The organism is Mycobacterium sp. (assembly GCF_025965855.1).
Lineage (GTDB): Bacteria > Actinomycetota > Actinomycetes > Mycobacteriales > Mycobacteriaceae > Mycobacterium.
Window position 1 is genome coordinate 1 of sequence record NZ_JAOPWB010000076.1, and the last position, 22792, is coordinate 22792.

The following is a 22792-nucleotide window of genomic DNA, read 5'->3' on the forward strand; positions in this document are numbered from 1 at the left end:
CCATGTGGGTCGACACCTCGACACTGGTCGGCAAGCACCTCACCGTCCGCGGATTCTTTGTCGGCGACTTCGACTACCGCGACAAGGTGGTGCCTGTCATTCGTGAGGCGGCACCGCTGGTGGCCGAGGGCGCCCTCGTTGTCCCCGTGGCGGGCGTGTACCCCCTCGAGCATATCCAGGACGCGGTGCAGCATCTCCTCCGTGGCGGCAAGATCCTGCTGAACGTGGCGGGGCGATGAACGCGCGCAAAGCGGGCGGCTGAAGATTCGCCACCTTCGTGAGACAACGTGAGACAAAGTTGTTCGCCACGAGCTGAGACAGGCAACAATGGTGCAGTCAGGCGTCCTGGGCAACCGCCTCGTGGGCATCCTGCACAGCTGCCTGCGCCAGCACAGCCCTACAACGAACACACCCCCTGGGCCACACCGCGTGCCGGCGGCGGCTCGACAACTTACGAAACCTGGGATCTACAGACAGACCGGCCACGCGAGTCTCATGCGTAACACTCCCCGGGCTGCCTGGGGGCGCTCTGTGTCCTGCTGGTCCCAGGCTGCGAAGCCGCCTAGCCCAACCGCTCGATGATGGTGGCGTTGGCCATGCCGCCACCCTCGCACATCGTCTGCAACTCCCGACGAGGTTCGCATCAAAGTGCTCGCTGCAGGGACCGGTTTCACCGACATCTTCATCCGTCGTGGGCGCTACCCGGACTACAAGGGACCATTGCCCTTCATTCCCGGTTACGACATCGTGGGCATCGTCGAAAAGGTCGGTCCCGGTGTGGCATCACCACGCGAGGGTCAGACGGTGGCCGATCTGTGCGTCGTCGGCGGCTACACCCAATACGCGATACGCCCCGCAGAGTTCCTGGTGCCGGTGCCAGATGGTGTTGATCCCGCCGAGGCGGTATGCATCCCTTTGGCTTATCTCACCGCATTTCAAATGCTCACCCGTTACCGGCAACTTGCGCCCGGCGCAGGGATCCTGGCGATTGGCGCCTCCGGAACTGTGGGCACGGCTTTGCTCGACCTGGCGCGCCACTTCGGTCTGAACGCAATCGGCACGTGGTCGGCAGCCAACATGCCGGTAGTGGAGAGCTTCGGCGCAAAGGCCATTGACTACCGCGACGGCGACTTCGTCGACGCAATGCACAAGCTCACCGCTGGGGTCGATGCTGTCTTCGACGCCATCGGCGGAGCGCATTTCGCACGGTCCTACGCCTGCCTCGCATCCGGTGGCCTGCTCGTGGGGTATGGATCACAAACCATGGCGGATGGACGCGAAGGCTTACTTTCGGCAGGGCTGGGCATCGCCCGACTCAAATTCTGGGACGCCTTCAATGTCTTATTCCGCCGACGGCGCGCGAAGTGGTACAGCATCACCTCCCGGCGAAAGACCCACCCCAACGAGTTCAAGGCAGATATGGCTGCACTCTTCGCACTTTTGCGCGACGGTGCCATTCATCCGGTGGTTATCGACCGCCTACCCCTCGCCGCCGCGCCAGGGGTCCACACTCGCATCGACGCCGGCGGCCTCGGCGGAAAGATCGTTCTGACCCCGTGGCCGCCGAAGCCGGACAATACTGCTGCCGTGTTGTCCGCCGATGCACCCTCTTCGATTTAAGACAGTTGGATGTCCCACAGCTCGCCAATCTGCCATCGTTCGTTCACCAAGCGTTAGTGGAAGCGGCGAGACCGCCTATCCCAGGCGTTCGATAATGGTGGCGTTGGCCAAGCCGCCGCCCTCGCGCATCGTCTGCAACTCATACCGACCGCCGCGTTGCTCAGGTGCGGTCACGAGCCACTGGTCACCTTCTCGGCCAGTGCCGCCAGCTTGGCGTCGAGTTCCTCTGCGGCGCTGAGCAGTTCGGGATTGTGCTCGACGACTATAAGCGACGAGGGCTTGACGTAGGTCAGGCTGCTGCGGCCCTCACCGTCGTCGGTCAGCAGCAGCTCGACCGGGGCGAACAACCCCGCGCTCACGTCGTGACGCAGCATCGTGATCGCGATGAGCGGGTTGCCGAGGATGATGCGCATCACCTTGCGCTCGATGCCGGCCTTGGTGATCCACGCGCCATGGTCGACCAGTGAGAACAGCATGAATCCGCTGGGCCCGACGTAGGATTCGACCCGATCCTGGTACTCCTGCCAGGCGCCGGTGGCGGTGGCGACATCGTTGATCGGCACCGGCTTGTCGCCGATGTCGGCGAGCAGGGCGGCGAGCAATTCGTCGTAACTCTTGTCGCTGTCGTAGCGTACGCGCACGCCGTTGAAGCTGGTTTGTTGCGCCATGCTCACGCCTCCCTAAGTGAGTCGCTCGATGATGGTGGCGTTGGCCATGCCACCGCCCTCGCACATGGTCTGCAGGCCATAGCGTCCGCCGCGCTGATGCAGCGCGTTGACGAGTGTGGTCATGATGCGCGCCCCGCTGGCGCCCAGCGGGTGACCGATCGCGATGGCGCCCCCGTTGACGTTGGTCTTGGCCAGATCTGCCCCGGTGTCGTGTGCCCACGCGAGCACGACGGGCGCGAACGCCTCGTTCACCTCGAACAGGTCGATGTCGGCGAGCGTCAGCCCGGCGCGACGAAGCACCTTCTCGGTGGCCGGGATGACGCCGGTCAGCATGTAGAGCGGGTCGGAGCCCACGACGGTCGTGGTGTGGATGCGCGCCAGCGGGCGCAGGCCCAGCTTCTTGGCGACCCCGCTGCTGGTGATCAAGACCGCGGCGCTGCCGTCGGACAGCGGCGAGGAGTTACCGGCCGTGATCGACCAATTAATCTGCGGGAAGCGCTCTTTGGCCGCTTCGCTGTAGAAGGACGGCTGCAACCCGGCCAGCGTCTCCACCGTCGTGCCGGGTCGGATGATCTCGTCGGTGGCCAGCCCGTCGATCGGGATCAGCTCGTTGTCGAAGAGCCCGTCCTTGGTGGCGCGGGCGGCCTTGTCGTGGCTGCCGGCGGAGAACTCGTCGAGCTGGGTGCGCGAGAAGCCCCACTTCGCGGCGATCAGTTCGGCGCTGATGCCCTGGGGCACCAGCCCGTCGGGGTAGCGCCGCGTCATGTCGTCGCCGAACGGGTTGCTGCCCGGCAGCACCGAGGTGCCCATCGGGACGCGGCCCATCGACTCGACGCCACCGGCGACGACGAGGTCGTAGGCGCCGGCGAGGACGCCCTGGGCGGCGAAGCTGATGGCCTGCTGGCTGCTGCCGCACTGCCGGTCGATCGTCACGCCGGGGACCGACTCGGGGAATCCGGCGCCCAGCAGCGCATTGCGCGCGATGTTGACGGCCTGGTCGCCGACCTGGGTGACGGCACCTGCGATGACGTCGTCGATCCGAACCGGGTCGACGCCCGTGCGGGCTACCAGTTCCCGCAGGCTGTGTGCCAGCAGGTCGGCGGGCAGCACGTCGTGCAGCGCGCCGCTGGCCTTGCCCTTGCCGATCGGGGTGCGCACAGCACCGACGATGACGGCGTCGCGACCTTGAACCATGGCTCCTCCTTGAGTCCGGAAGCTAGGTATCTCTAGCAGTACCCAGGTAAACATCTAGGTACACTAAAAGCAACCCAGACCGGGAGGTGATCTACGTGACATTTCTGCAGGGCGCGCTGGCGGATCGCGAGAAATGGTCGGCGGTCGGCGAATGCGCGATCGAGAAGACCATGGCGGTGGTCGGCACCAAGTCCGCGATGCTGATCATGCGCGAGGCGTATTACGGCACCACCCGGTTCGACGACTTCGCCCGGCGGGTCGGCATCACTAAGGCGGCCACCTCGGCGCGGCTGGCCGAACTCGTCGACCTCGGCTTGCTGGAGCGGCGGCCCTACCGCGAGCCCGGGCAGCGCGGCCGCGAGGAGTACGTGCTCACCGAGGCCGGCATCGATTTCATGCCGGTGGTCTGGGCGATGTTCGAGTGGGGCCGGCGCCATCTGCCGGGCCGCAACCGCCTGCAGCTCACGCACCTGGACTGCGGCGCCGAGGCGGGCGTCGAAATCCGGTGCGCCGAGGGGCATGTGGTGCCGCCGGGCGAGCTCGGCATGCGGCTGGCTAGGTCGCCGAAGGCTTGACGTGAGTTACGGCCCCGGTCACGGCGAGTATGGTGCGCGCGACCAGTTCGGGATCGTCGAGCATCGGAACGTGGTCGACGTCGGAAAGAATCTCGAACGTCGCACCGGGTAGGCGCTCGTGTGCAACTGCTCCGTATGTCGCGGCCGGAAGCAGCGTGTCCTTTTCGGACCAGGCGACGGTAATCGGGCACGGCAGCGGATCCAGCGCCCGGCCTGCCGCGAGCGTGCGGAGTTGTACGCCATTATCGGCGTGTCGGCGTACAGACACGCACGCTCGCGGGCCGTCATCGCTCCCTGAGTAAAGCGAGGAGGCGCCGGGCCGCGGCGACGCGGCGTACCGCCGGCCCGGACAGGGTGTCCAGCGCGCATTCGGGGTCGGCCGGCGGCCCCATGTGTCCGCAGCCGCGCGGGCAGTCGTCAATCGCGTCGGCCAGATCCGAGAAGGCGTTCAGCACGTCGTCGGGCTGGATGTGGGCCAATCCGAAGGAGCGGATTCCCGGGGTGTCGATCACCCAGCCCGACCCCTCCAGTGGGCCCCCCAAAGGGAAAGCCACCGACTGCGTCGAGGTGTGTCGCCCCCGGCCGATCTCCGTCACCTCGCCGACGGCCCGATCCGCTTCGGGCACAAGGCGATTCACCAGCGTTGACTTGCCGACGCCGGAATGCCCGAGCAGCACGGTGATCTTGCCGGCGAGCAGGTCGGCCACCGCCAGCAGGGGATCGTCGACGCCGGCGGCAACCACCGTCAGGTCGAGGTCGACGAACTGCTCGGCGAACGGCTCGGGCGGGGCGAGGTCGGTCTTGGTCAGGCACAGGATCGGGGTCAGGCCGCCGGCGTAGGCGGCGATCAGCGCGCGGTCGACCAGCCCGGTGCGCGGCGGCGGGTCGGCGAGCGCCACCACCATCAGCAGTTGATCGGCGTTGGCCACCACCACTCGCTCGGTGGGATCGGTGTCATCGGCGGTGCGCCGCAACACCGTTCGCCGCTCGCCGCGCCGCACGATGCGGGCCAGGGTGTCCGTGCGCCCGGAAAGGTCGCCGACCAGGTCGACGTCGTCGCCCACGACGATCGGCGTGCGGCCCAGCTCGCGCGCCCGCATGGCCGTGACCCGGTGATCGGGGTGGCCGCCCAGGACGCACCCCCAGCGTCCGCGGTCGACGCTGATGACCATGGCGGCCTCGGCGTCGGCGTGCTCCGGACGGGTCTTGGTACGCGGTCGCGAGCCCCTGCCGGAGCGGACCTTGACGTCGGACTCGTCGTAGTCGCCGGGCCTCAAACGCCGGGCTCCAGCATGTCGGCCCACAGCTTCGGAAACTCCGGCAACGTCTTGCTGGTGGAGCCGATGTCGTCCACCTGCAGCCCGGCGATCCGCAGCCCGACGATCGCGCCGGCCATCGCCATCCGATGGTCGGCATAGGCGCGCCAGGTCCCCGGGCGCAGCGGTTTCGCGGTGATCACCACGCCGTCGGGCGTCTCGGCGCAGTCGCCGCCCAGGCGGTTGATCTCGGCGCTCAGCGCGGCGAGCCGGTCGGTCTCGTGGCCGCGCAGATGGGCGATGCCGGACAGGCGTGACACCGATCCGGGGGTGGCCAGCGCGGCCAGCGCCGCCACCGACGGTGTCAGCTCCCCGACGGCGCGCAGGTCGACATCGAAGCCGGAGTAGCCGGCGTAGTCGGCCGACCCGCTCACCTCGAGGAACGAATCGGTTTGTGTCACAACGGCGTTCAGCTTGCCCAGGACGCTCAGGATGTTGTCGGCGGGTTGCACGCTGGTCGCCGGCCATCCGGTGATGCGCACCGTTCCGCCGCTGACCACGGCCGCCGCCAGGAACGGGACGGCGTTGGACAGATCGGGTTCGACTTCCCAGTGCCGGGCCGCGACGGCGCCGGCGCGCACCCGCCAGCGGTCAGGGACGGAGTCGTCGACCTCGACTCCGGCCTGCCGGAGCATCACGATCGTCATCGCGATGTGCGGCGCCGACGGCACCGCCGACCCGGTGTGTTGGACGGTGAGGCCTTCTTTGAACGACGGCGCGGACAACAGCAGCCCCGAAACGAACTGCGAGGACGCCGACGCGTCGATGGCCACGGTGCCGCCGGCGACCGACCCGCTGCCCTCGACCCGGAAGGGAAGGCCGGCGCCGTCGATGCGGACGCCGAGACCCCGCAGCGCATCCAGCAGCGGCGCGATGGGCCGGGCCCGGGCCTGCTCGTCGCCGTCGAACTCCACCACCGAATCGGCCAGCGCCGCCAGCGGCGGCACAAAACGCAAGACCGTGCCCGCCAGGCCGCAATCCACCCGGGCGGCGGGCGCCGGGCTGATCCGGCCGCTGACGGTCAGGTCGGAGCCGGGCCCGTCGACGCGCAGGCCCAGGGTGCGCAGCGCTCCGATCATCAGGTCGGTGTCGCGGCTGCGCAGCGCCCCGCTGATGGTGGAAGCGCCGTGCCCCTGCGCGGCCGCCAGCCCCGCCAGCACCAACGCCCGGTTGGTCTGCGACTTCGAGCCCGGAACGGTCACGGTCGCGTGCACCGGTGCGGTCGCGTGTGGGGCCGTCCACGTCGTCACCGGTACATCATTGCCTGTTACCGCGTTCTGCCACCATGGGTGGTATGTGCGGACGTTTTGCGGTGACGACAGACCCCGCCAAGCTGGCCGAGAAGATCAAGGCGATCGACGAGGCGACCGGGACCGCGCCCAATGCCCCGGCGCCCAACTACAACGTGGCCCCGACCACGACCATCGCCACCGTGGTCACCCGGCACGCCGAGCCCGAGGACGACCCCACCCGGCGCGTCCGGCTCATGCGTTGGGGTCTGATCCCGCCGTGGGCCAAGGCCGGCCCCGACGGGGCGCCCGAGGGCAAGGGCCCGCTGCTCATCAACGCCCGGGCCGACAAGGTCACCAGCTCGCCCGCCTTCCGATCGAGCGCCAAGTCGAAGCGTTGCCTGATCCCGATGGACGGCTACTACGAATGGCGCGTCAATGCCGACGGCACCGACAAAAGGTCCCGCAAGACGCCGTTCTTCATGTACCGCGAGGACGGCGAGCCGCTGTTCATGGCGGGCCTGTGGTCGGTCTGGAAGCCCGCCAAAGACGCTCCGCCGCTGCTGAGTTGCACGATCATCACCACCGACGCGCCTGGGGAACTCGCTGAGATCCACGACCGGATGCCGCTGGTGGTGCCCGAACGCGACTGGGACCGCTGGCTGAACCCCGACGCCCCGGTTGACGAGGAGCTGCTCACCCGCGCGCCCGACGTGCGTGCCGTCCGCATGCGGGAGGTGTCGACATTGGTCAACAGCGTGCGCAACAACGGCCCGGAGCTGCTCGAGCCTGTCGAGCAGCAATCAGAGCAGATGAAGCTGCTATAGCGCCGCCCGCTTGCGGTGTTGTGCCTAGCGCTAGCTGTCGAGCAACCGCAATGCGCCTTCTCGGAGGCCGTCGACGGGATTGGTTCCCCGGGGGCCCTTCTCCGGATCGCGCCACCAGGCCAGACTTTGGAAAGTGTCTCCACTCACATCGCGGCGGAACTCCCGGACTCGCATGGTGTCACAATCCGGCCATCGAACACGCCGATTAGAGGCCATTGAAACATAAGTGACACAAGTGATTTGAAATCTGAGGGCAGTTGTCGGCGTGAGACAACGCCTTTATGGTTTGGCGACGAATCATTCCCTGCCGGCGCGACCTAATATGCGGGGTGTGACTCACTCGTACACCTACACATTCGAAGACATCCGCGATCGCCCTGTCGCGGTGATCGGGGCGGGAACGCTGGGCCGCCGCGTCGCATTGATGTTCGCCAGCCGTGGCGGAACCGTGCGGATCCATGCCCGGCGCCCCGAACAGCTTGCCGGCGCGACTCAGTACGTGACACAGGACCTGCCAAGAGTGCTGCAGGGCAGAGATTTTGGCGAAGTTGGGGTCGCGGTCGGAACCAGTTCGCTCGAAGAGGCGCTGGACGACGCCTGGCTCGTCGTCGAATCCGTCCCGGAGAAGCTCGAGATCAAGATTCCCCTGTGGGGCCAGATCGACCAAGCGGCGCCGCCGGACACGATTTTCGCGACCAACTCGTCGTCGTATCCGTCACGCCTGATGGCCGAAAAAGTGCGCGACAAAACCCGCCTGTGCAACATGCACTTCTACATGCCACCGGAGGTCAACGCGGTCGACCTGATGTCCGACGGTGAGACCGACCGCGGCCTGCTGGACACGCTGCTGGCGGTGCTGCCCGAGTTCGGCGTCCACCCGTTTGAGGCCCGCAAGGAGTCCACCGGCTTCATCTTCAACCGCATCTGGGCGGCCATCAAGCGCGAGTCGCTGGCCGTGGTTGCCGAGGGCGTCGCCCGTCCGGAGGACGTGGACGGAATGTTCAAGGTCAACTGGGGAGTGCCGGCGGGGCCGTTCCAGATGATGGACCTGGTGGGACTCGACGTCGTGCTCGACATCGAAAACCACTACGCCGAAGAGTTCCCGCACCTACCCAAGCAGGTGCGCGAGTTATTGCAGAGCTACGTCGATGCCGGCAAGCTCGGCGTCAAGACCGGCGAGGGCTTCTACAGCTACGGTGCCGGCACGCGGGCGTAACGCCACGGCGAGAAGCGGCACGGGTTTTCGCCGTGGCGTTACGCCCGTCGGGCGAGGTACGCGAGCGCAAGTTGGGCGGCATTGGCGCCGCACATGCCGTGCACGCCGGGGCCGGGCGGGGTGGCGGCCGAACAGATGTACATCCCCGGCACTCCAATGTTATAGGGCGACAGCGTGATTCGCGGCCCGAACGCCACCTGGCGAATGTCCTTGGCGCCGGTCAGGATGTCGCCCCCGGCGAAGTTTGCGTTGTAGGTTTCCATCTGAGTCGTCGAGCGGACTTGGTATCCGATGATGCGCTCACGGAAACCAGGGGCGAACCGCTCGATCTGGGCGACGATCGCTTCGGTCGCATCGCCGGCGTAGCCATTGGGCACGTGCGCGTAGCTCCATACCGGATGCGTATCGCCCACCGAGCGTTGCGGATCGGCCAGATACTGCTGACCGATCAGCACGAACGGCCGCTCCGGCATGCGGCCGGCGTGGATGTCGCGCTCGGTCGCGGCAACTTCGGCATAGGTTCCGGCCAAGTGCACCGTGCTGGCCCGGCGAGCGTCGGGGTTGGTCCAGGGCACGCCACCCTCGACGGCGAAGTCGACTTTGAAGGCGCCGGGGCCACGCCGAAACTTGGTGTACGCGCGTGAGATTCGGCGCGGAAGGCGGTCGTCGAGGATAGCGGCGACCGCGCTCGGCGCCAGATCGAAGATGGTGACGTCCGCAGGCGGCAGCTGCGACGCCGTCTTAACCCGGACACCGGTCTCGATCTTGCCGCCCAGGTCACCCAGCAACCCCACCATCGCGTTGGTGATCGACTGCGATCCGCCCTCGGCGACCGCCCAGCCGTGCCGGTGGCCGGCGGCGATGATGCCCATCCCGATAGCGGAGGTCATCGGGTAGTGCAGCGGCCGGAAGGCATGGGCAGCAACGCCTCCGAATAATGCCCGCCCCTCCTCGGTGCGGAACAGCCGGGCGAGCGTGGACCCGGGAAGCACGGTGGGCGCACCGAAGCGCGCCAACATCAGCGGGTGATGCGGGAACCGCAGCAGCGGCCCCATGATGTCCTCGCTCAACGCGTCGAACCGGGCGGCCGGGTAGCCGAACGCGAGCCGCCATCGCGACCCGTCGCGACCGAGACCCGCCGCGGTCTGCTCCACCGAGCGGTGCAGTACGCCGGCGCCGCCACTGTCGAGGGGATGCACACAATCGATCTCCGGCCAGCGCCACGTCAGCCCGTACCGCTGCAGGTCGAAGCGGCTCAGGAACGGCGAGCCGACGGCCATCGGGTGGATGGCCGAGCAGTGGTCATGCAGCAGGCCGGGGATGATTCCTTCGCTGCTGCGGGCACCGCCGCCCACCTCGTCCGCGGCTTCGACCACGGTGACCTGCACGCCTTCGGCGGCCAGGGAGAGGGCGGCGGCGAGCCCGTTGGGCCCGCCGCCCACCACCAGCGCGGTGCTCATGCCAACGCTCCGTGACCGTGCCGTTGGTCGTTCGGAGCATCGTCCGGCGAGGCTCCGCGCAGCGACCAGCTGACCTGCGTGGGGATGGGGCCATTGGGCAGCCAGGGTTGTTCGGCGACCGCGTCGGCCACCTTCCAGGTCCCGCGCTCGACCACCCCGAGCGCGGCGTCGATCAACTGATAATGCTGAACGCCGCTGCCGAAGGCCTCCGACTCCACCCAGGCGATCACGCACTCGCCCGGCTCGAATCGGGCTTCGTCCTGCACGGCGCGGATCATGTCTGCATCGTGCAGGTGACCGTCGCCGAAGTTGAACCCGATCAGGGAATTGCACACGAACTCACCCTCCCGCACGGTGCGCGTGTCGATGTCGGGCAGGTGGGTTAACAGCAGCGAGAGCAATCCACGGCCTTGGCTGTGCATGCTTCGCCACGCTGTCGTCTTCTGCAGGGTGACCTCCGCCCATTTCGGCTCGTAGCCGGCCGCAACGAACTGATCGATCTGGTTGGCCGCCGAGCGGGTGACCTTGTTCAGCTTCTGCTCGGCACCGGGCGCGAAGGTCCATAACGCCGAGGCCCAGTTGCCCGCGTACTGCCGCATCGACGGCAGGAAGGACACCTTATCGGGTCGCAGATTGCCCAGGATCGGGTAGAACAGCAGACCCGCGGCGATGACGAGGGCCAGCCACGGTGGCGACATGTTCCAGGGCGCATATCCGTTCGCGTTCGGGAAGCCGAGGAACAAGAAGATCGTGGTGTAGGCGAAGACCACATTCCATTCCAGTGGCACCGCGAGCGGGAAGGTCGAGATGATGAACAGGTGGAAGCCCACCATGAACAGCGCCGCAAGCAGCGTCACCCACTTGTTCGTGGAGAAGAACAGGACTAGGGGAGCGATGATCTCGACCGTGGTGCCATTGACGTGAGCCATGATGTCCGCCAGCCGCGACGGCCGCATGTCGCGCCCGAAGTCGCGGTAGTGCGCGCGCCGCACCCATTTGGGCGCGAAAATCGTGTTGCTCACCATCGGCGGGATGACGTTGGAGAAGTGCTTACCGAATTTGGAGAAGCCGGCGCCGACCCACACCACCACGATCAGCATCTTCATCGCGATGATCATGTCAACGAACGGCAGCACGGCGAAGAAGAACATCGCCGGCAGGTACTGCTCGCCACGGGCGCCGAGAAAGATGGTCTTGTCCCGTAGGCCGATCAGCACCAGCAGCGCGATCGGCGCGACCAGCAGAGCCGGGTTCACCAGGCCGGATGTGTTGCCCGGCACCGCCTTTGAGAGCGAGTCGCTGTGCACACCGGGTGACAGCAGCGGGACGGCCAAGCTCACCAGTAGTGCCAGGTAGACCGCAATGTCGAACCACGTGCGCCGGTCGCCGCGGGTGAACGGCATCCACTTCCACGGCCGCAGCCGGATGGTTCCCGGTCGGGCCCAGAACAGGATGCCGCCGGTCATCGGCTTGACCTTGCCGGCCAGCGGCCCCCACGAGCCGGCCACGCCAATGGCCTCGAGCAGCACGGTCCACAGGATGACCTTCTGGAAGACGATCGGTTGGTTCCACCATTGCGTCACGTGCCAGAAGGCGGGCAGCCCCGACGTCGCCGTCGCGACGGTGATGCCGCCGATCGCGAAGAACACGACCAGCTTCACGATGTAGATAGTGTGGATCATCCGCGGCGAGCCGAAGCCATTTTCGGCCCAATCGGTGGCGAGGATCCGCATCCGCTCCATCAGCGGCTTCCTCAGGAAGGTGTCCGGATCAACATCCGGAAGGTACGGCTTGGTGAATCCCATTCGAGTGGCTCCTTTGACAGTTATTTGCCGAGAGTGGCGCCCACATTAGGAAGTGTGCGCTCTTTGAGACAGTTGCGGATCAACAAAACCGCGAGGCGGTCTTATCGCCGGACGACAACCGCGTCTAACGTCATTGGGGTGAAGAAACCGCAGCTCGACACGGGCGTCGGGGTGAACAGTTACGTCGCCGAGATCGCCGACCGGTTGCATCATCGGGCGGCCGACGCGTCGTCCGTCATTCGTCGCGCCCTCGAGGAGCAGATCCCGGAGCTGCGTGGCGACGCGGCGCTGGTTGAGTTGCTGGGGACCAGCGTCGAGGGCAACGTGGACACGCTCTTGCACGCGTTGCGCTACGACATCGCGGTCGAGCGCGTCGAGGCGCCCACCGCGGCGCTGGAGTACGCGCGCAGATTGGCGCAGCACGGGGTGCCGGTCAATGCGCTGGTTCGCGCCTATCGGCTCGGTCAACGCCGGATGAACGAGCTGGTTTTCGCCGAACTGCGGGAAATCGACATCCCGGAACCGGTGAGAGTGGCGGTAATCGAGGCCATCACCGGCACGATGTTCGAGTACATCGACTGGATGTCACAGCAAGTCGTCGCCGTCTATGAAGACGAACGCGAACGATGGCTGGAGAACCAGAACAGTCTTCGCAGCCTGCGGGTGCGAGAGATTCTGGCTGCCGACAAGGCCGTCGATGTAGATGCAGTAACCACGTCGATCCGCTATCCGCTGCGGTGGCATCACCTGGCGCTGGTCATCTGGTACCCCGGCGCCGAAGGCGACGAACTTGCCCGGCTGCAGCGGTTCGCCCGAGATCTGGGCGAAACCGCCGGTGCCGCCGCCAGCCCGTTGTTCGTTGCTGCCGACCAAAGCTGCGCGTGGGCGTGGCTGCCGTGGCGTTCCGCGGTGGCCGATGTCGTTGCAGGGGTGCGCCGGTTCGTGCAGACGCGACCCGACCCACCGAGTGTGGCAATCGGGACGATGGCCGCGGGCGTCGAAGGTTTTCGCCGCTCACACCGCGAGGCAGAGGAGGCACGCGGCGTCGCGATCCTCCGGAAGCGGCCCAATTCGTCGGCGCCGACGGTGATCGCCGCCGATGATCCGGGGTTGTCCGTAGTGGCGCGCCTCGGCGGCGACGTCGCCGGCACCCGCGACTGGGTGGCGGCCGTGCTGGGCAATCTTGCCGGCGACAACGAGAACGACGCGCGGCTGCGCGAGACGGTGCGGGTGTATTTGGCCTGCGGCGGCAGCTACAAGTTGGCCGCCGAGGAGCTGAACCTGCACTTCAACTCGGTGAAGTACCGCGTGGGCCGCGCTGTCGCCCGGCGCGGTCGGGAGATCGGCAGCGACCGGCTCGAGGTCGAACTGGCGTTGCTTGCCTGTCACTGGTACGGCACCGCGGTGCTGCAGTCGAAGTGACCGGGATTATGCGGCGGCGGGCCGCAGGTTGCGAGCCGTCGCGGCCGGCCGGTTGGTCCCGAGAATGACGTGGGCGGCGGTGATGATCGCCGGGACGAGGACCGGGGCCAGGACCACCAGGAGGATGAAGAGGGGCAGGAACATGGTTTCACCTACGTTTCTCCGCGTCGCGGAATCATCGGAATAAGTTGTGGCACTTTATGTTTCAGCTGGATTGCTGATAACGCGGCGTTGCGTTCGTCGAGAAACTTAACAGCGCTAGCACTGCCGCGGCGATGTCGCCAGACGATCAACTTGCGACGCGCCTTTGTCTTCCAGCGACAAAAGGGTCGCGCCATACATCAGCGGTTTGAGCCCGACATCGTTCGCGGTAACTGTGCGCGTTGCAGAATTGTGTCGCTTCGGGCATTTTGTTTAGGGCCGCGATGGCGAATCATATTGCCATGACAACTAGCGACAACCCCGTTTTTGAAGGTCCGCTGCGCCAGCTTGCTCGCAGCGCGTGGCAGTTGCTTCTGTTCATCGGTGTCCTAGCGGTGGCACTGGGTGTCATCGTGCTGGCCTGGCCGGGCAAGACGCTATTCGTGGCGGGTGTCCTGTTCGGCATCTACCTGGTGGTTTCCGGAATCGGCTATGTGTTTGCCGCGTTCGGCGCGCACGCCGGTGCCGCGATGAGAGTGTTGACGTTCATCACCGGCATCGTGTCGCTGGTTCTGGGATTCTTCTGCTTCCGCGACAAATTCGAGGCGGTCACGCTTTTGGCCATCTGGATCGGCGTCAGCTGGCTGTTCCGCGGGATGACCCTGCTCGCCGCGGCGTTATCCCTGGACCACATGCCGGGGCGCGGCTGGCAGGTGCTGTCCGGGCTGATCATCGTGGTCGGCGGCGCCGTGCTGATCGTCTCGCCGCTTGACTCGATCGCGGTCCTGACCCTGGTCGCCGGCTGCTGGCTGATCGCCATCGGCATCGTCGACGTGATCACCGCGCTCCAGGTTCGCAGCCGGGCGAAACACGCGACGGGATCTGTCGGGGCCGCCTAAGGCAGTCGCCGCTCGACCTCGAACGCCAGGCACAGCTCTGCGAGATCCCTTGGCCGCGAGAGCGATCGGCCGGTCAATTCCTCGATGCGGCGCAGCCGGTGCCGCACGGTATTGGGATGGCAAAAGATCTTCCCCGCAGTCTCGTTGGTGGAGCCGCCCGCCTCTACCCAAGCCCGAAACGTATTGAGCAGCACCGTGCGCTCCTCGGCTGGCAGTGCGTCGAGTGGCCCTAATACTGACGACCTGATCTTCCCCATGGCCTCCGGGGCGCTGACCGCCGCGATAGCAAGGGGAGTGTCGTCGAAAACAGCAACGAGTGACTCGGTCAACGGTTTTCCGGTGACCGCCAGCCGCGCGAATCGCAGCGCGTCACTGGTTTCGGTCAGCCCCTGGAACGGCGGACTGATGCCGACTCGAGCAGTGGCGACCTGGCGGAGTACCTCGACAAGAGCGGCGAGGGCCGCTTGCACCGGGGAGTCTCTCAGGTGGACGATGCCGACCTGTAAGTCAGGCAGTAGCCGCCACGCGGACCGAATGTCGCGGACGGACAGCTTGTTTTCGATTTTCGGTAATCCCAGCTTCCCGATCGCGCGCAGCTCCGCGGCCACGACGACGTACGGTCCCGAGGTCGGTAGCCGCAACAGGTCAGCCGCCTCCCAGAGACTTTGCGAGTCGGTGATCCGCCGCGACAGCAGCGCTTCTACCAGCGCCGATCGCTCTTCTTCCTGCTCGAGAATCTGCAGGGTCAGCTGGTGGCGATAGGAGCTGGCCATCGCTTGGGTGAAGGTGTCCTGAGCGAAGAAGACGCGTGCCGTGGCATCCAGGATCGAGTCGGTGGGTATTGCCGCGGCGCGAGCGGTGGCGAGGGTCTCTTCCCACATGAATCGGAATCCGATCCGATAGGCGGTCATCACCGCCGGCAGCGGCACACCGGCGACCGCGCGCGCAGTCCCGGTGCGCTCGGCAGGCGACACGTCGACGTCGGCGCTGCCGGCGAGTGAGTCGAAGATGAAGGTCACGTTCGCGACACAACTTTCGGCTACTTCATCCTTCGTCACGACGGTGCCGTCACGGTACGCGTCGATCTCACGGCAAAGCAGATCCCCCATAGCTTTTCCCAGCCTCGGGGTGCGGGCCAGCATGAGCTTCCCCAGCCTGATCACGTGCGGATCGGGTGTCGTGCCGTGCCGAGCGGCGTCGGCCTGCGGTACCGCGCTCATATCCCGAAACCATAGGCTCGTTCGGTGTGGATGTGAACGGTCGGCCCAAGCCGGTCGGATCCGGTGACCTGCGCGGACATTGAATGCGCGCGGTGCTGGCCGTGGGACCGTGTCCCACCTGCGTCGCGCGCATGCTTCTGTTGTGATCAGGCACAGGGGCGGCCCGTCAATCGTGTGACCGGTGACATCGACGGCGGCACGAATTTCGGCGATGGTGGTGGTAGCGCCTCGTAGGCATGTCGCGTCAGCGATGCCCGACAACGTGAAGGGGGCGAGCTCCGGCAGTTGAGCAGACTGTCCACCGTAATTTGCAGAGGCGAGCCATGGACGAACTTGTAACCGCGGGAGAAGTTGCGGCGGGGCAACTGGATCCGTCACTGGACAACGCCCAGCTCTACACCGAATATCGCCGGCTCGCCGAAGAGCAGGCGGCGCTGCGACGACTTGCCATGCTCGTGGCCCGCGGGGTCGAACCGTCGGAGGTGTTCGACGCGGTCACAGACGAGATGCGCCGATGCATGAATGTGTTCACCGCCGGATTGTGGCGCTATGAGGAAAGCGGTGAGATCACGATGGTGGGCGCGGCTGCCCACCCTAGGGCCCTGGTGACGTGGCCGCTTGGCACTCGAACCCCGATCGAGGGCGAGACGATCGCAGCGATGGTGCAACGCACCGGCCGGCCCGCGCGGATGGACAGCTACAAGAACAGAGCGGGGCCACTCGCCGCCCGCGTGCGTGCGGTGGGCATCCACGCCGCGGTGGGCGCGCCGGTCATCGTCGATGGGCGTGTGTGGGGTCTGGTGGCCGTCGGTTCGATTGACGACGGGCCCATGCCCGCCGACACCGAGGTTCGTATCAGCGGCTTCGCCGAATTGATCGGCACCGCTCTGGTGGCCGGATACCGCGACGAGCAGAAGCGTCAAGTGCTCGATGACACCTCGCGGCGCCCGGCGTTGATCGACTCGCTACTTGAGGGCCGAGTTTTCGACGACTGCAGCTTGTCCGAGGTCGCCGGCCATCTTCGGCTGCCCAGGGACGGTCCTTTTGTGGTCATTGCCGCCGAGGTTCGGTCCGGGTGCACCGAGCCGCTGCCGCTCATTGAATCGAAGTTGCGCAGCCTCGATGTGTACTCGGCGTGGCGGCTGCTCCCCGATTGGCACGTCGGGATCGTGCACCTCACATCAGAGCGGCTATTCGACAAGGTTGTCGCTTTGTTGTCTCGGTCGGCAATCGACCGCGTGGGTGTGAGCGCGCGATTCAACGATCTGCGCGAGACGCCGCAGGCGCTGCATTTCGCCAAGGTGACGCTGCGGGGCCCGCGCGACCATGCCTCACCGGTCGCGGTGTTCGACGGAAGCATCTTGGCCACGGCCGCCCTCGCTGCCCCGGATGTGATGGTCAAGTCGGCCTGCGCTGCTTTGGACGCTTTCGCCGACCTTTCTGACGATGAGCGCGATGTCCTGTTCGAAACGTTTCGGGCGTGGCAGGAGACCGACGCCTCGGTGGCTGTGACCGCCGAACGACTGTCCTGTCACCCCAACACCGTGCGGTACCGGCTGCGCCGGATCGAGAAACGGACCGGACGATCACTTTCTCGCCCAAGGGATGTCGCGGAGTTATGTTTGGCGCTTGAGGTCCGTCGCCGCCTGATCTGATCGCGATGGGTCAGCCTGGATCGTGTTGACCGTTGGTGTTGTGCGGGTTCGCGTCAATCTCGGCTCGCGGCGACGGTGGTGTTGCGGGCGTTGTTGACGCGAACAAGCCGCACTGACCGAGGTTGTCGGCGACCATATCGACGCCGGCGCCGGCTCATTCGACGATTGATACGCCGGCGCGGAATTGACGGCCGGCACCGATCTGTCGCCCTGCAACGACTGCGGGCGTCGTGCTGCAACACAATGTCGATGGGCAAGGAGCAACACCATGAATGGCGTTCTGGTTCAGCAGTTATGGAAGGAAACGCTGGCGGTTGGTGTGTTGACCGCAATCTTGGGCGGCACGTTGCTGGCTTGGCCTGGTCCATCCATCCTTGTCGCCGCGACGTTGTTCGGTGTCTACCTGCTGCTCGGCGGGGTGACGGAACTGTTTTTGTCGTTCGCCTTGCACCGGTCGGCGGCGGTACGGGTCCTGCTGTTCAGCGCCGGCGCGGTTTCGGTGGTCTTGGCGATTGTGTCTTTTAGGCACTTCGGGGACGGCTACGCGATTTTGTTGCTGTCGCTGTGCATTGGAGTTGGCTTCACGTTTCTGGGCGTTTCCGAGGTCGCGGTCGCCGGCAGCCTTTGGGCGCTTCCCGGCCGGGGTTGGTACATCGTTCTCGGGCTGATCTGCGTCATCGCCGGCGTCGCTGTGCTTGTTTGGCCGTTCCATTCGATGGTTCTGCTCGCCGTCGTCACAGGCGCATGCCTGGTGCTGTTCGGCGTGGTTCAAATCGCACAGGCCTTCCAAATCCGCAAGAACGCCAAGGCCGCACGCCACACGGTCGACGCGGCCTCCGAGCAGCTGGCGGCGTGACACCGTGCCCGTGCACAAGCCGGACGCGCTCCCGCATACCCGGCGGCCATGCCAATATCCCTCTCACAGAGCGGGACTGGTCAGTGTGCAACAGCGAAGGGCGGCCCGCATCGGGAGATCAATCCTGCGCGCCCTGGGAGTCGCTTCCTTCACCGCGGCGATCGGCGCGGCAGTAGCCTTGCTTGCCCGTGCACCCGCGACCAGCAGCCCGGACGTCATCCCTGGCTATGCTTCTCCACCGACGACGGCCGACGTCCCGGCGCTGCCCTCCGTCGAGTCTGTCGCCGCCAAGGTGTTGTCCAGCGTGGTGATGCTGCAAACCAACATGCGCGCCGAATCCGAACAGGGTTCGGGCATCGTTCTGAGTCCTGATGGGCTGATCATGACGAACAACCATGTGGTGGCGGCCCTCGACGCCGGATCGCGCGAGTCCGCGACAACCGTGGCGACGTTTAACGACGGCCGTACCGCCCGCTTCGACGTGCTCGCCGCTGACACGGAGAGTGACATCGCAATTGTTCGGGCGCAGGGGATGTCGGGCCTCACTCCGATGTCGATCGGCTCCTCGACCGACCTTCGTGTCGGCCAGCCGGTGGTCGCGGTGGGATCTCCGCTGGGTCTGCAGAACACCGTCACCACCGGCATCATCAGCGCCCTGAACCGCCCAGTGTCGACGGTCGTCGACGGCGACAAAACGGCGGCATTCGAGGCCATCCAAACCGACGCCGCGCTCAACCCGGGCAACTCGGGCGGCGCACTCGTGGACCTGAACGGCCGGCTCATCGGGCTGAACTCGATGGCGGTGCTGCGCGGTTTCCACGACTCCGGTGATATGCAGAGTGGATCGATCGGGCTTGGCTTCGCCATTCCCGTCGATCACGCCGAGCGCATCGCCAACGAACTAATCGCCACCGGTCGAGCATCGCATGCCTGGTTGGGTGTGCAGGCGGAGGATGACCTGAACAACTACGGCGCAAGGGTTGTCCACGTGGTAAGCGATAGCCCCGCCGCCGCGGCCGGACTGTCTGCCGGTGACCTCGTGACGAGAGTCGACGGTCAACCAGTCGGCAGTGCCGACGCCCTGATCGCCGCCGTTGAGTCTAAGGCCCCCAGCACCCGCATGACCCTCGACATTGTCGGGGCTCCAGGCGACCACCGGACCGTCCAGGTTATACTCGGTAGCGAACAGGGTCGACGGTGATCGGCAGCAGGCAGCCAAAGGCGGGCTATGTGCAGCACGCGGGAACAACATGAATCGCCCCATTGAGATCCACGACTGGCCGTCCCTGACAGTGGATGAATGGACGGCCACGCGCGACACCTTGCACATGTGGACCCAGATCGTCGGCAAGATTCGCATGGTTCACATGCCGCTGTTCAATCACTGGTGGCAAGTGACGCTGTACGTGAGTCCACGGGGATTGACCACCGGCGCAATTCCATACCGGAATGCGGTGTTCGACATGGAATTCGACTTCGTCGGCGACGTACTCGAGATCCGGCATAGCGACGGGGGTAGGCGGGCCGTGCCGCTAACGGCCAAACCGGTCGCGGAGTTTTACCAAGAGACGCTCGCGGCTCTCGACAGTCTCGGCATCGATTCGGACATCATCGGCAAGCCCAACGAGGTTGAACCCGCTATCCCGTTCGGGCAGGACTATCAGCACGCTGACTACGATCCCGATGCCGCGCGCGCGTTCTGGCAGCAGCTGGTGCAGGCGCACCGTGTGATGACCCGCTTCCGGGCGGCGTTCGTCGGCAAGGCCAGCCCGGTCCAGTTTTTCTGGGGCGCTTTGGATTTGGCCTGCACACGATTTTCTGGCCGCGTCGCTCCGCTGCATCCGGGCGGACCCCCTAACTGCCCGGACTGGGTGATGATCGAGGGGTACTCACGCGAGCTCAGCAGCTGCGGCTTTTGGCCCGGGGGCGGCAAGGAGGGGGCGTTCTACTCCTACGCATACCCGCAGCCGCAGGGCTTCTCCGCCCACCGCGTTGAACCGGACACCACCTACTTCAGCGACGAGCAAGGGGAATTTCTGCTCCCCTATGAAGCAGTGCGCACCGCCGATGACCCCGACCGTGCGGTCGCCCGGTTCTTGCAGACCACCTACGAGGCGGCCGCCGAACTCGGGGACTGGGACCGCAGCGCACTTGAAGACGACCCGAACCGCCTGCTGCCGTTCCGCACGCGTCGCAGCTAGCGCCCGGACATGGCGTCGGTGGTTGATCACCTTGCGATCGCACCGTGCGCGGGCAGCGCGGAAGCCGACCTGGAGCATTGTTGCCCGCCACTATGACCAGCGCTCAGCGTTGTTGTCGGCGCCAATGATCCTGGTGCTCCGCCAGGAAACACTCGGGGAGTGACCAACGCTAGTTGCGTCGGATTGCTTTTCCGGCAAGCCCATTCGCAATGCCGTGCGCCTCGGTCCCGGCCCGCCGCTGGGCGACGTCGCACCGGCCGGTGACAACCACAGAGCACTTGTTTGTGCCAATACTTCAAGGAAATGAAAGGGAAGCAACATGAGCAGTAATACTCTGGCGGCGCCGATCGGGTCGACGGGCTCGGACATCAACGCGCACTTCCGCTCCGTGATGAACGACCTCGGACTGTCGCCCGAAGACACCGGAGGCACCGTAAGTTTCGCTGGCGAAGACCCGATCTTTCCGAGCGTCCATCGGCTCGGGGCCTGCATTGGCATTCCGATCATGGCCGGGGCCGCGGGAATCGCGGATATCTGGCGCCAGCGCAGCGGTCGCGGCCAGGACCTCAGCCTCGACCTTCGCAAGTCCATCCACGGCATCAACCCGATGTACAAGTTCATGCCCACGATCAACGGCTACCCGTATCAGCTGCCGTATTTCATTGGCAACCCGATGGGCTTCGATCTGTACCGGACCAAGGACGGCCGGTTCTTCCTGCCGACGGGTGCCTACCCGCGCCTGCTGAACAGCATGTGCACGTTCTTGAGGTGCTCGCCGGACAAAGAGAGCATCGCCGCCGCCGTATCCAAGTGGGACAGTATGGAACTCGACGAGGCCGCCGCCGAAAAGGAGCTCGTGTTCGCCGTCGTGCGCACGCCCGAAGAGTGGGCAAATCATCCGCAGGGCAAGCAACTTGCCGAAAAGCCGGTGGTGGAAATCGTCAAGATCGGTGACAGTGATCCCGAGCCGTTCACACCGGCGGCACGTCCGCTGTCGGGGCTGCGGGTGCTGTCCGCGACCCACGTGATCGCCGGCAACGTCATGTCACGCACGCTGGCCGAACACGGCGCCGAGGTGCTGCAGATCGCGCATCCCGAAGAGTTTGAGCACGAGGCCCTGATGCAGGACCCGTGCGCCGGGTTCACCTCGAATGCGTGGCTGGACCTCAACCAGCCCGACGCCCGTCAGAAGGCCTACGAACTGGCGGCCGGCGCGGATGTGTTCGTCGAAAGCTATCGCACCCGCAAAATCTCGAACCTCGGGCTGTCACCCGAGGAACTGGCCGCCCGCCGGCCGGGGATCGTCTACGCGTCGGCGCGCTGCTACACCTACGACGGGCCATGGGCCAACCGGGCGGGGTTCGACATGGAAGCCTTGTGTGTCACCGGGTTCACCACCCAAGAGGGCACCCCCGAGCAGCCCGCGTTCCCCCCGACCCACGTGATGAACGACTACATCGCCGGCTACCTCGGCGCGGCCGGCATCCAGGCCGCGCTGATCCGCCGGGCCAAAGAAGGCGGCAGCTACCACGTGCGCGTCAATCTGGCGCGCTGCGCGATGTGGTTCATGTCGCTGGGCACATTCGACAAGAACGCCCCAACCCCCACCGGCGAGCAACACCAAATCCTGGCCCCGGACACCATCACCGCGCAAACCCCCTACGGAGAACTCGTCCGACTCGCCCCACCCGTGAAATTCTCCGAAACCAAGCCGCGCTGGGACGACCCGGTACTCGTGGTGCGCGGGTCAAGCAAGCCGCAATGGAAGGACAGCTGACCCTTCGCGCCTGTGAGCTGGGCGCCGGGCATGGTAAGCGCGGGTGCGGTGTCAGGCGTTACACGATCGGCGCGTTGATGCTGTCCTCACCGACAGTGACGGCGAGCGATGCCGCCGCCATGATTCGAGTGGAGACACTTTGAGACGGGAGGCCGCGATGGTCGTCGGGGCGATGCAGTCCACCGTGGTGGTCGGTGTCGATGGGTCAGCCGCATCTGATGCCGCCATCCGCTGGGCAGCGCATGAGGCGGGGATGCGGGGGCTGCCGATCAATCTGATCAATGTGGTCGCGCCAACCATGCTGAGTTCGGCGATGGCCCCGAACGACACCATCACGCAGGCGCAGTTAGATCAGGCGCGTCAGATCATCGACCGAGCACGACACGTTGTCGACGAGTTGCCTGGCGAGAAGCCGCGGGACATCCACGCCGAGATCCGCTACGCCGGTGTGGTGCCCACGCTCGTCGATGCATCGAGCGATGCGCTAATGACCGTGGTCGGCAGAAGCGGGCGCGGCGCGTGGAGCCAAGACGTGCTCGGCTCGGTAACCTCGGGGCTGCTCCATCGCGCGCACTCTGTGGTAGCGGTCGCGCATGCGCCCGAACCGGCACACCGTGAGATCCGCGAAGACGCACCAATACACGTCGGCGTCGACGGTTCAGCTGCCTCCGAAGCGGCCGTGGCGCTAGCCTTCGACGAAGCCTTGCATCG

Annotated in this window: 20 protein-coding genes and 3 pseudogenes; 14 read left to right on the forward strand and 9 right to left on the reverse strand. The window is 66.0% G+C overall.

Annotated features, from left to right (window positions below):
* The 3 genes and pseudogenes from JWP83_RS05495 to JWP83_RS05505 form a co-directional block, all read left to right on the forward strand.
* Positions 1 to 239 (forward strand): annotated as a pseudogene (locus JWP83_RS05495) (Zn-dependent oxidoreductase, NADPH:quinone reductase); the annotation flags it as partial.
* A 400-nt stretch (positions 240 to 639) separates the two neighbouring features.
* Positions 640 to 798: pseudogene (locus JWP83_RS05500) on the forward strand (alcohol dehydrogenase catalytic domain-containing protein); the annotation flags it as partial.
* A 141-nt stretch (positions 799 to 939) separates the two neighbouring features.
* Positions 940 to 1620 (forward strand): zinc-binding dehydrogenase, encoded by a 681-nt coding sequence (locus tag JWP83_RS05505; RefSeq protein ID WP_297726965.1) that lies wholly within the window; start codon positions 940 to 942, stop codon positions 1618 to 1620.
* Positions 1621 to 1790: 170 nt separating this feature from the next.
* On the opposite strand, the gene JWP83_RS05510 is transcribed toward JWP83_RS05505, so the two are convergent.
* Together JWP83_RS05510 and JWP83_RS05515 are read right to left on the reverse strand one after the other, a co-directional pair.
* Entirely contained in the window at positions 1791 to 2288 is a 498-nt protein-coding gene (locus tag JWP83_RS05510) for a DUF302 domain-containing protein (protein WP_297726907.1), read from the reverse strand.
* Positions 2289 to 2300: 12 nt separating this feature from the next.
* Positions 2301 to 3482 (reverse strand): thiolase family protein, encoded by a 1182-nt coding sequence (locus tag JWP83_RS05515; protein ID WP_297726909.1) that lies wholly within the window; start codon positions 3480 to 3482, stop codon positions 2301 to 2303.
* A gap of 95 nt (positions 3483 to 3577) precedes the next feature.
* Here JWP83_RS05515 and JWP83_RS05520 point away from each other — a divergent pair, with 95 nt between their 5' ends.
* Positions 3578 to 4057: a helix-turn-helix domain-containing protein gene (locus JWP83_RS05520; protein ID WP_297726912.1), complete on the forward strand. Its 480-nt coding sequence runs from the start codon at positions 3578 to 3580 to the stop codon at positions 4055 to 4057.
* On the opposite strand, the pseudogene JWP83_RS05525 reads toward JWP83_RS05520, so the two are convergent.
* From JWP83_RS05525 to aroA, 3 genes and pseudogenes are all read right to left on the reverse strand, one after another.
* Positions 4038 to 4394 (reverse strand): annotated as a pseudogene (locus JWP83_RS05525) (alpha/beta fold hydrolase); the annotation flags it as partial. The gene JWP83_RS05520 and the pseudogene JWP83_RS05525 sit on opposite strands and share 20 nt — an antisense overlap.
* Positions 4342 to 5334: a ribosome small subunit-dependent GTPase A gene (gene rsgA, locus JWP83_RS05530; RefSeq protein WP_297726915.1), complete on the reverse strand. Its 993-nt coding sequence runs from the start codon at positions 5332 to 5334 to the stop codon at positions 4342 to 4344. The pseudogene JWP83_RS05525 and the gene rsgA, both read right to left, overlap by 53 nt.
* Complete coding sequence (gene aroA / locus JWP83_RS05535; RefSeq protein ID WP_297726918.1) at positions 5331 to 6623, reverse strand: 3-phosphoshikimate 1-carboxyvinyltransferase; 1293 nt, start codon at positions 6621 to 6623, stop codon at positions 5331 to 5333. Before aroA ends, rsgA begins: the two co-directional genes overlap by 4 nt.
* Positions 6624 to 6667: 44 nt before the next feature.
* Between aroA and JWP83_RS05540 the strand changes: the two genes are divergently transcribed.
* On the forward strand, positions 6668 to 7429 hold the full coding sequence (locus JWP83_RS05540) for an SOS response-associated peptidase (protein WP_297726921.1): 762 nt from the start codon (positions 6668 to 6670) through the stop codon (positions 7427 to 7429).
* Positions 7430 to 7760: 331 nt separating this feature from the next.
* Entirely contained in the window at positions 7761 to 8645 is an 885-nt protein-coding gene (locus JWP83_RS05545) for a 3-hydroxyacyl-CoA dehydrogenase family protein (protein ID WP_297726924.1), read from the forward strand.
* A 38-nt stretch (positions 8646 to 8683) separates the two neighbouring features.
* Here the strand turns inward: JWP83_RS05545 and JWP83_RS05550 are convergent, their stop codons facing one another.
* Both JWP83_RS05550 and JWP83_RS05555 read right to left on the reverse strand, forming a co-directional pair.
* On the reverse strand, positions 8684 to 10105 hold the full coding sequence (locus JWP83_RS05550; protein WP_297726927.1) for an NAD(P)/FAD-dependent oxidoreductase: 1422 nt from the start codon (positions 10103 to 10105) through the stop codon (positions 8684 to 8686).
* Complete coding sequence (locus JWP83_RS05555) at positions 10102 to 11910, reverse strand: DUF3556 domain-containing protein (protein WP_297726930.1); 1809 nt, start codon at positions 11908 to 11910, stop codon at positions 10102 to 10104. Before JWP83_RS05555 ends, JWP83_RS05550 begins: the two co-directional genes overlap by 4 nt.
* 138 nt (positions 11911 to 12048) lie before the next feature.
* Here JWP83_RS05555 and JWP83_RS05560 point away from each other — a divergent pair, with 138 nt between their 5' ends.
* The gene (locus JWP83_RS05560; RefSeq protein WP_297726933.1) at positions 12049 to 13332 is read left to right on the forward strand and encodes a helix-turn-helix domain-containing protein; all 1284 of its coding nucleotides are present in this window, start codon (positions 12049 to 12051) and stop codon (positions 13330 to 13332) included.
* A 6-nt stretch (positions 13333 to 13338) separates the two neighbouring features.
* On the opposite strand, the gene JWP83_RS05565 is transcribed toward JWP83_RS05560, so the two are convergent.
* A complete protein-coding gene (locus JWP83_RS05565; protein WP_297726936.1) occupies positions 13339 to 13476 on the reverse strand; it encodes a hypothetical protein in 138 nt (45 codons plus the stop codon).
* 299 nt (positions 13477 to 13775) lie between these two features.
* Between JWP83_RS05565 and JWP83_RS05570 the strand changes: the two genes are divergently transcribed.
* Entirely contained in the window at positions 13776 to 14372 is a 597-nt protein-coding gene (locus tag JWP83_RS05570) for an HdeD family acid-resistance protein (protein WP_297726940.1), read from the forward strand.
* On the opposite strand, the gene JWP83_RS05575 is transcribed toward JWP83_RS05570, so the two are convergent.
* Positions 14369 to 15592: a helix-turn-helix domain-containing protein gene (locus JWP83_RS05575; RefSeq protein ID WP_297726943.1), complete on the reverse strand. Its 1224-nt coding sequence runs from the start codon at positions 15590 to 15592 to the stop codon at positions 14369 to 14371. The genes JWP83_RS05570 and JWP83_RS05575 overlap by 4 nt on opposite strands.
* Positions 15593 to 15915: 323 nt before the next feature.
* On the opposite strand from JWP83_RS05575, the gene JWP83_RS05580 reads away from it, so the two are divergent.
* The 6 genes from JWP83_RS05580 to JWP83_RS05605 all read left to right on the forward strand — a co-directional run.
* Positions 15916 to 17247 carry a helix-turn-helix domain-containing protein gene (locus tag JWP83_RS05580; RefSeq protein ID WP_297726946.1) on the forward strand — a complete coding sequence of 444 codons (1332 nt, stop codon included), beginning with the start codon at positions 15916 to 15918 and terminating at the stop codon, positions 17245 to 17247.
* A gap of 268 nt (positions 17248 to 17515) precedes the next feature.
* Entirely contained in the window at positions 17516 to 18103 is a 588-nt protein-coding gene (locus tag JWP83_RS05585) for an HdeD family acid-resistance protein (protein ID WP_297726949.1), read from the forward strand.
* 85 nt (positions 18104 to 18188) lie between these two features.
* Entirely contained in the window at positions 18189 to 19304 is a 1116-nt protein-coding gene (locus tag JWP83_RS05590) for a trypsin-like peptidase domain-containing protein (protein ID WP_297726951.1), read from the forward strand.
* Positions 19305 to 19353: 49 nt separating this feature from the next.
* Complete coding sequence (locus JWP83_RS05595) at positions 19354 to 20304, forward strand: DUF5996 family protein (RefSeq protein WP_297726956.1); 951 nt, start codon at positions 19354 to 19356, stop codon at positions 20302 to 20304.
* 319 nt (positions 20305 to 20623) lie between these two features.
* A complete protein-coding gene (locus JWP83_RS05600; RefSeq protein ID WP_297726959.1) occupies positions 20624 to 22081 on the forward strand; it encodes a CoA transferase in 1458 nt (485 codons plus the stop codon).
* A 157-nt stretch (positions 22082 to 22238) separates the two neighbouring features.
* Positions 22239 to 22792, forward strand: a 554-nt coding sequence (locus tag JWP83_RS05605; protein ID WP_297726962.1) for a universal stress protein, incomplete at its 3' end; no start/stop codon positions are given.

Coding starts and splice junctions, on each gene's coding strand:
- JWP83_RS05555 (WP_297726930.1), bottom strand. CDS start 11,910: ATGGGATTCACCAAGCCGTACCTTCCGGATGTTGATCCGGACACCTTC.
- JWP83_RS05515 (WP_297726909.1), bottom strand. CDS start 3,482: ATGGTTCAAGGTCGCGACGCCGTCATCGTCGGTGCTGTGCGCACCCCG.
- JWP83_RS05505 (WP_297726965.1), top strand. CDS start 940: ATGCTCACCCGTTACCGGCAACTTGCGCCCGGCGCAGGGATCCTGGCG.
- JWP83_RS05575 (WP_297726943.1), bottom strand. CDS start 15,592: ATGAGCGCGGTACCGCAGGCCGACGCCGCTCGGCACGGCACGACACCC.
- JWP83_RS05510 (WP_297726907.1), bottom strand. CDS start 2,288: ATGGCGCAACAAACCAGCTTCAACGGCGTGCGCGTACGCTACGACAGC.
- JWP83_RS05550 (WP_297726927.1), bottom strand. CDS start 10,105: ATGAGCACCGCGCTGGTGGTGGGCGGCGGGCCCAACGGGCTCGCCGCC.
- JWP83_RS05570 (WP_297726940.1), top strand. CDS start 13,776: ATGACAACTAGCGACAACCCCGTTTTTGAAGGTCCGCTGCGCCAGCTT.
- JWP83_RS05540 (WP_297726921.1), top strand. CDS start 6,668: ATGTGCGGACGTTTTGCGGTGACGACAGACCCCGCCAAGCTGGCCGAG.
- JWP83_RS05600 (WP_297726959.1), top strand. CDS start 20,624: ATGAGCAGTAATACTCTGGCGGCGCCGATCGGGTCGACGGGCTCGGAC.
- JWP83_RS05565 (WP_297726936.1), bottom strand. CDS start 13,476: ATGTTCCTGCCCCTCTTCATCCTCCTGGTGGTCCTGGCCCCGGTCCTC.
- JWP83_RS05595 (WP_297726956.1), top strand. CDS start 19,354: ATGAATCGCCCCATTGAGATCCACGACTGGCCGTCCCTGACAGTGGAT.
- JWP83_RS05585 (WP_297726949.1), top strand. CDS start 17,516: ATGAATGGCGTTCTGGTTCAGCAGTTATGGAAGGAAACGCTGGCGGTT.
- JWP83_RS05580 (WP_297726946.1), top strand. CDS start 15,916: ATGGACGAACTTGTAACCGCGGGAGAAGTTGCGGCGGGGCAACTGGAT.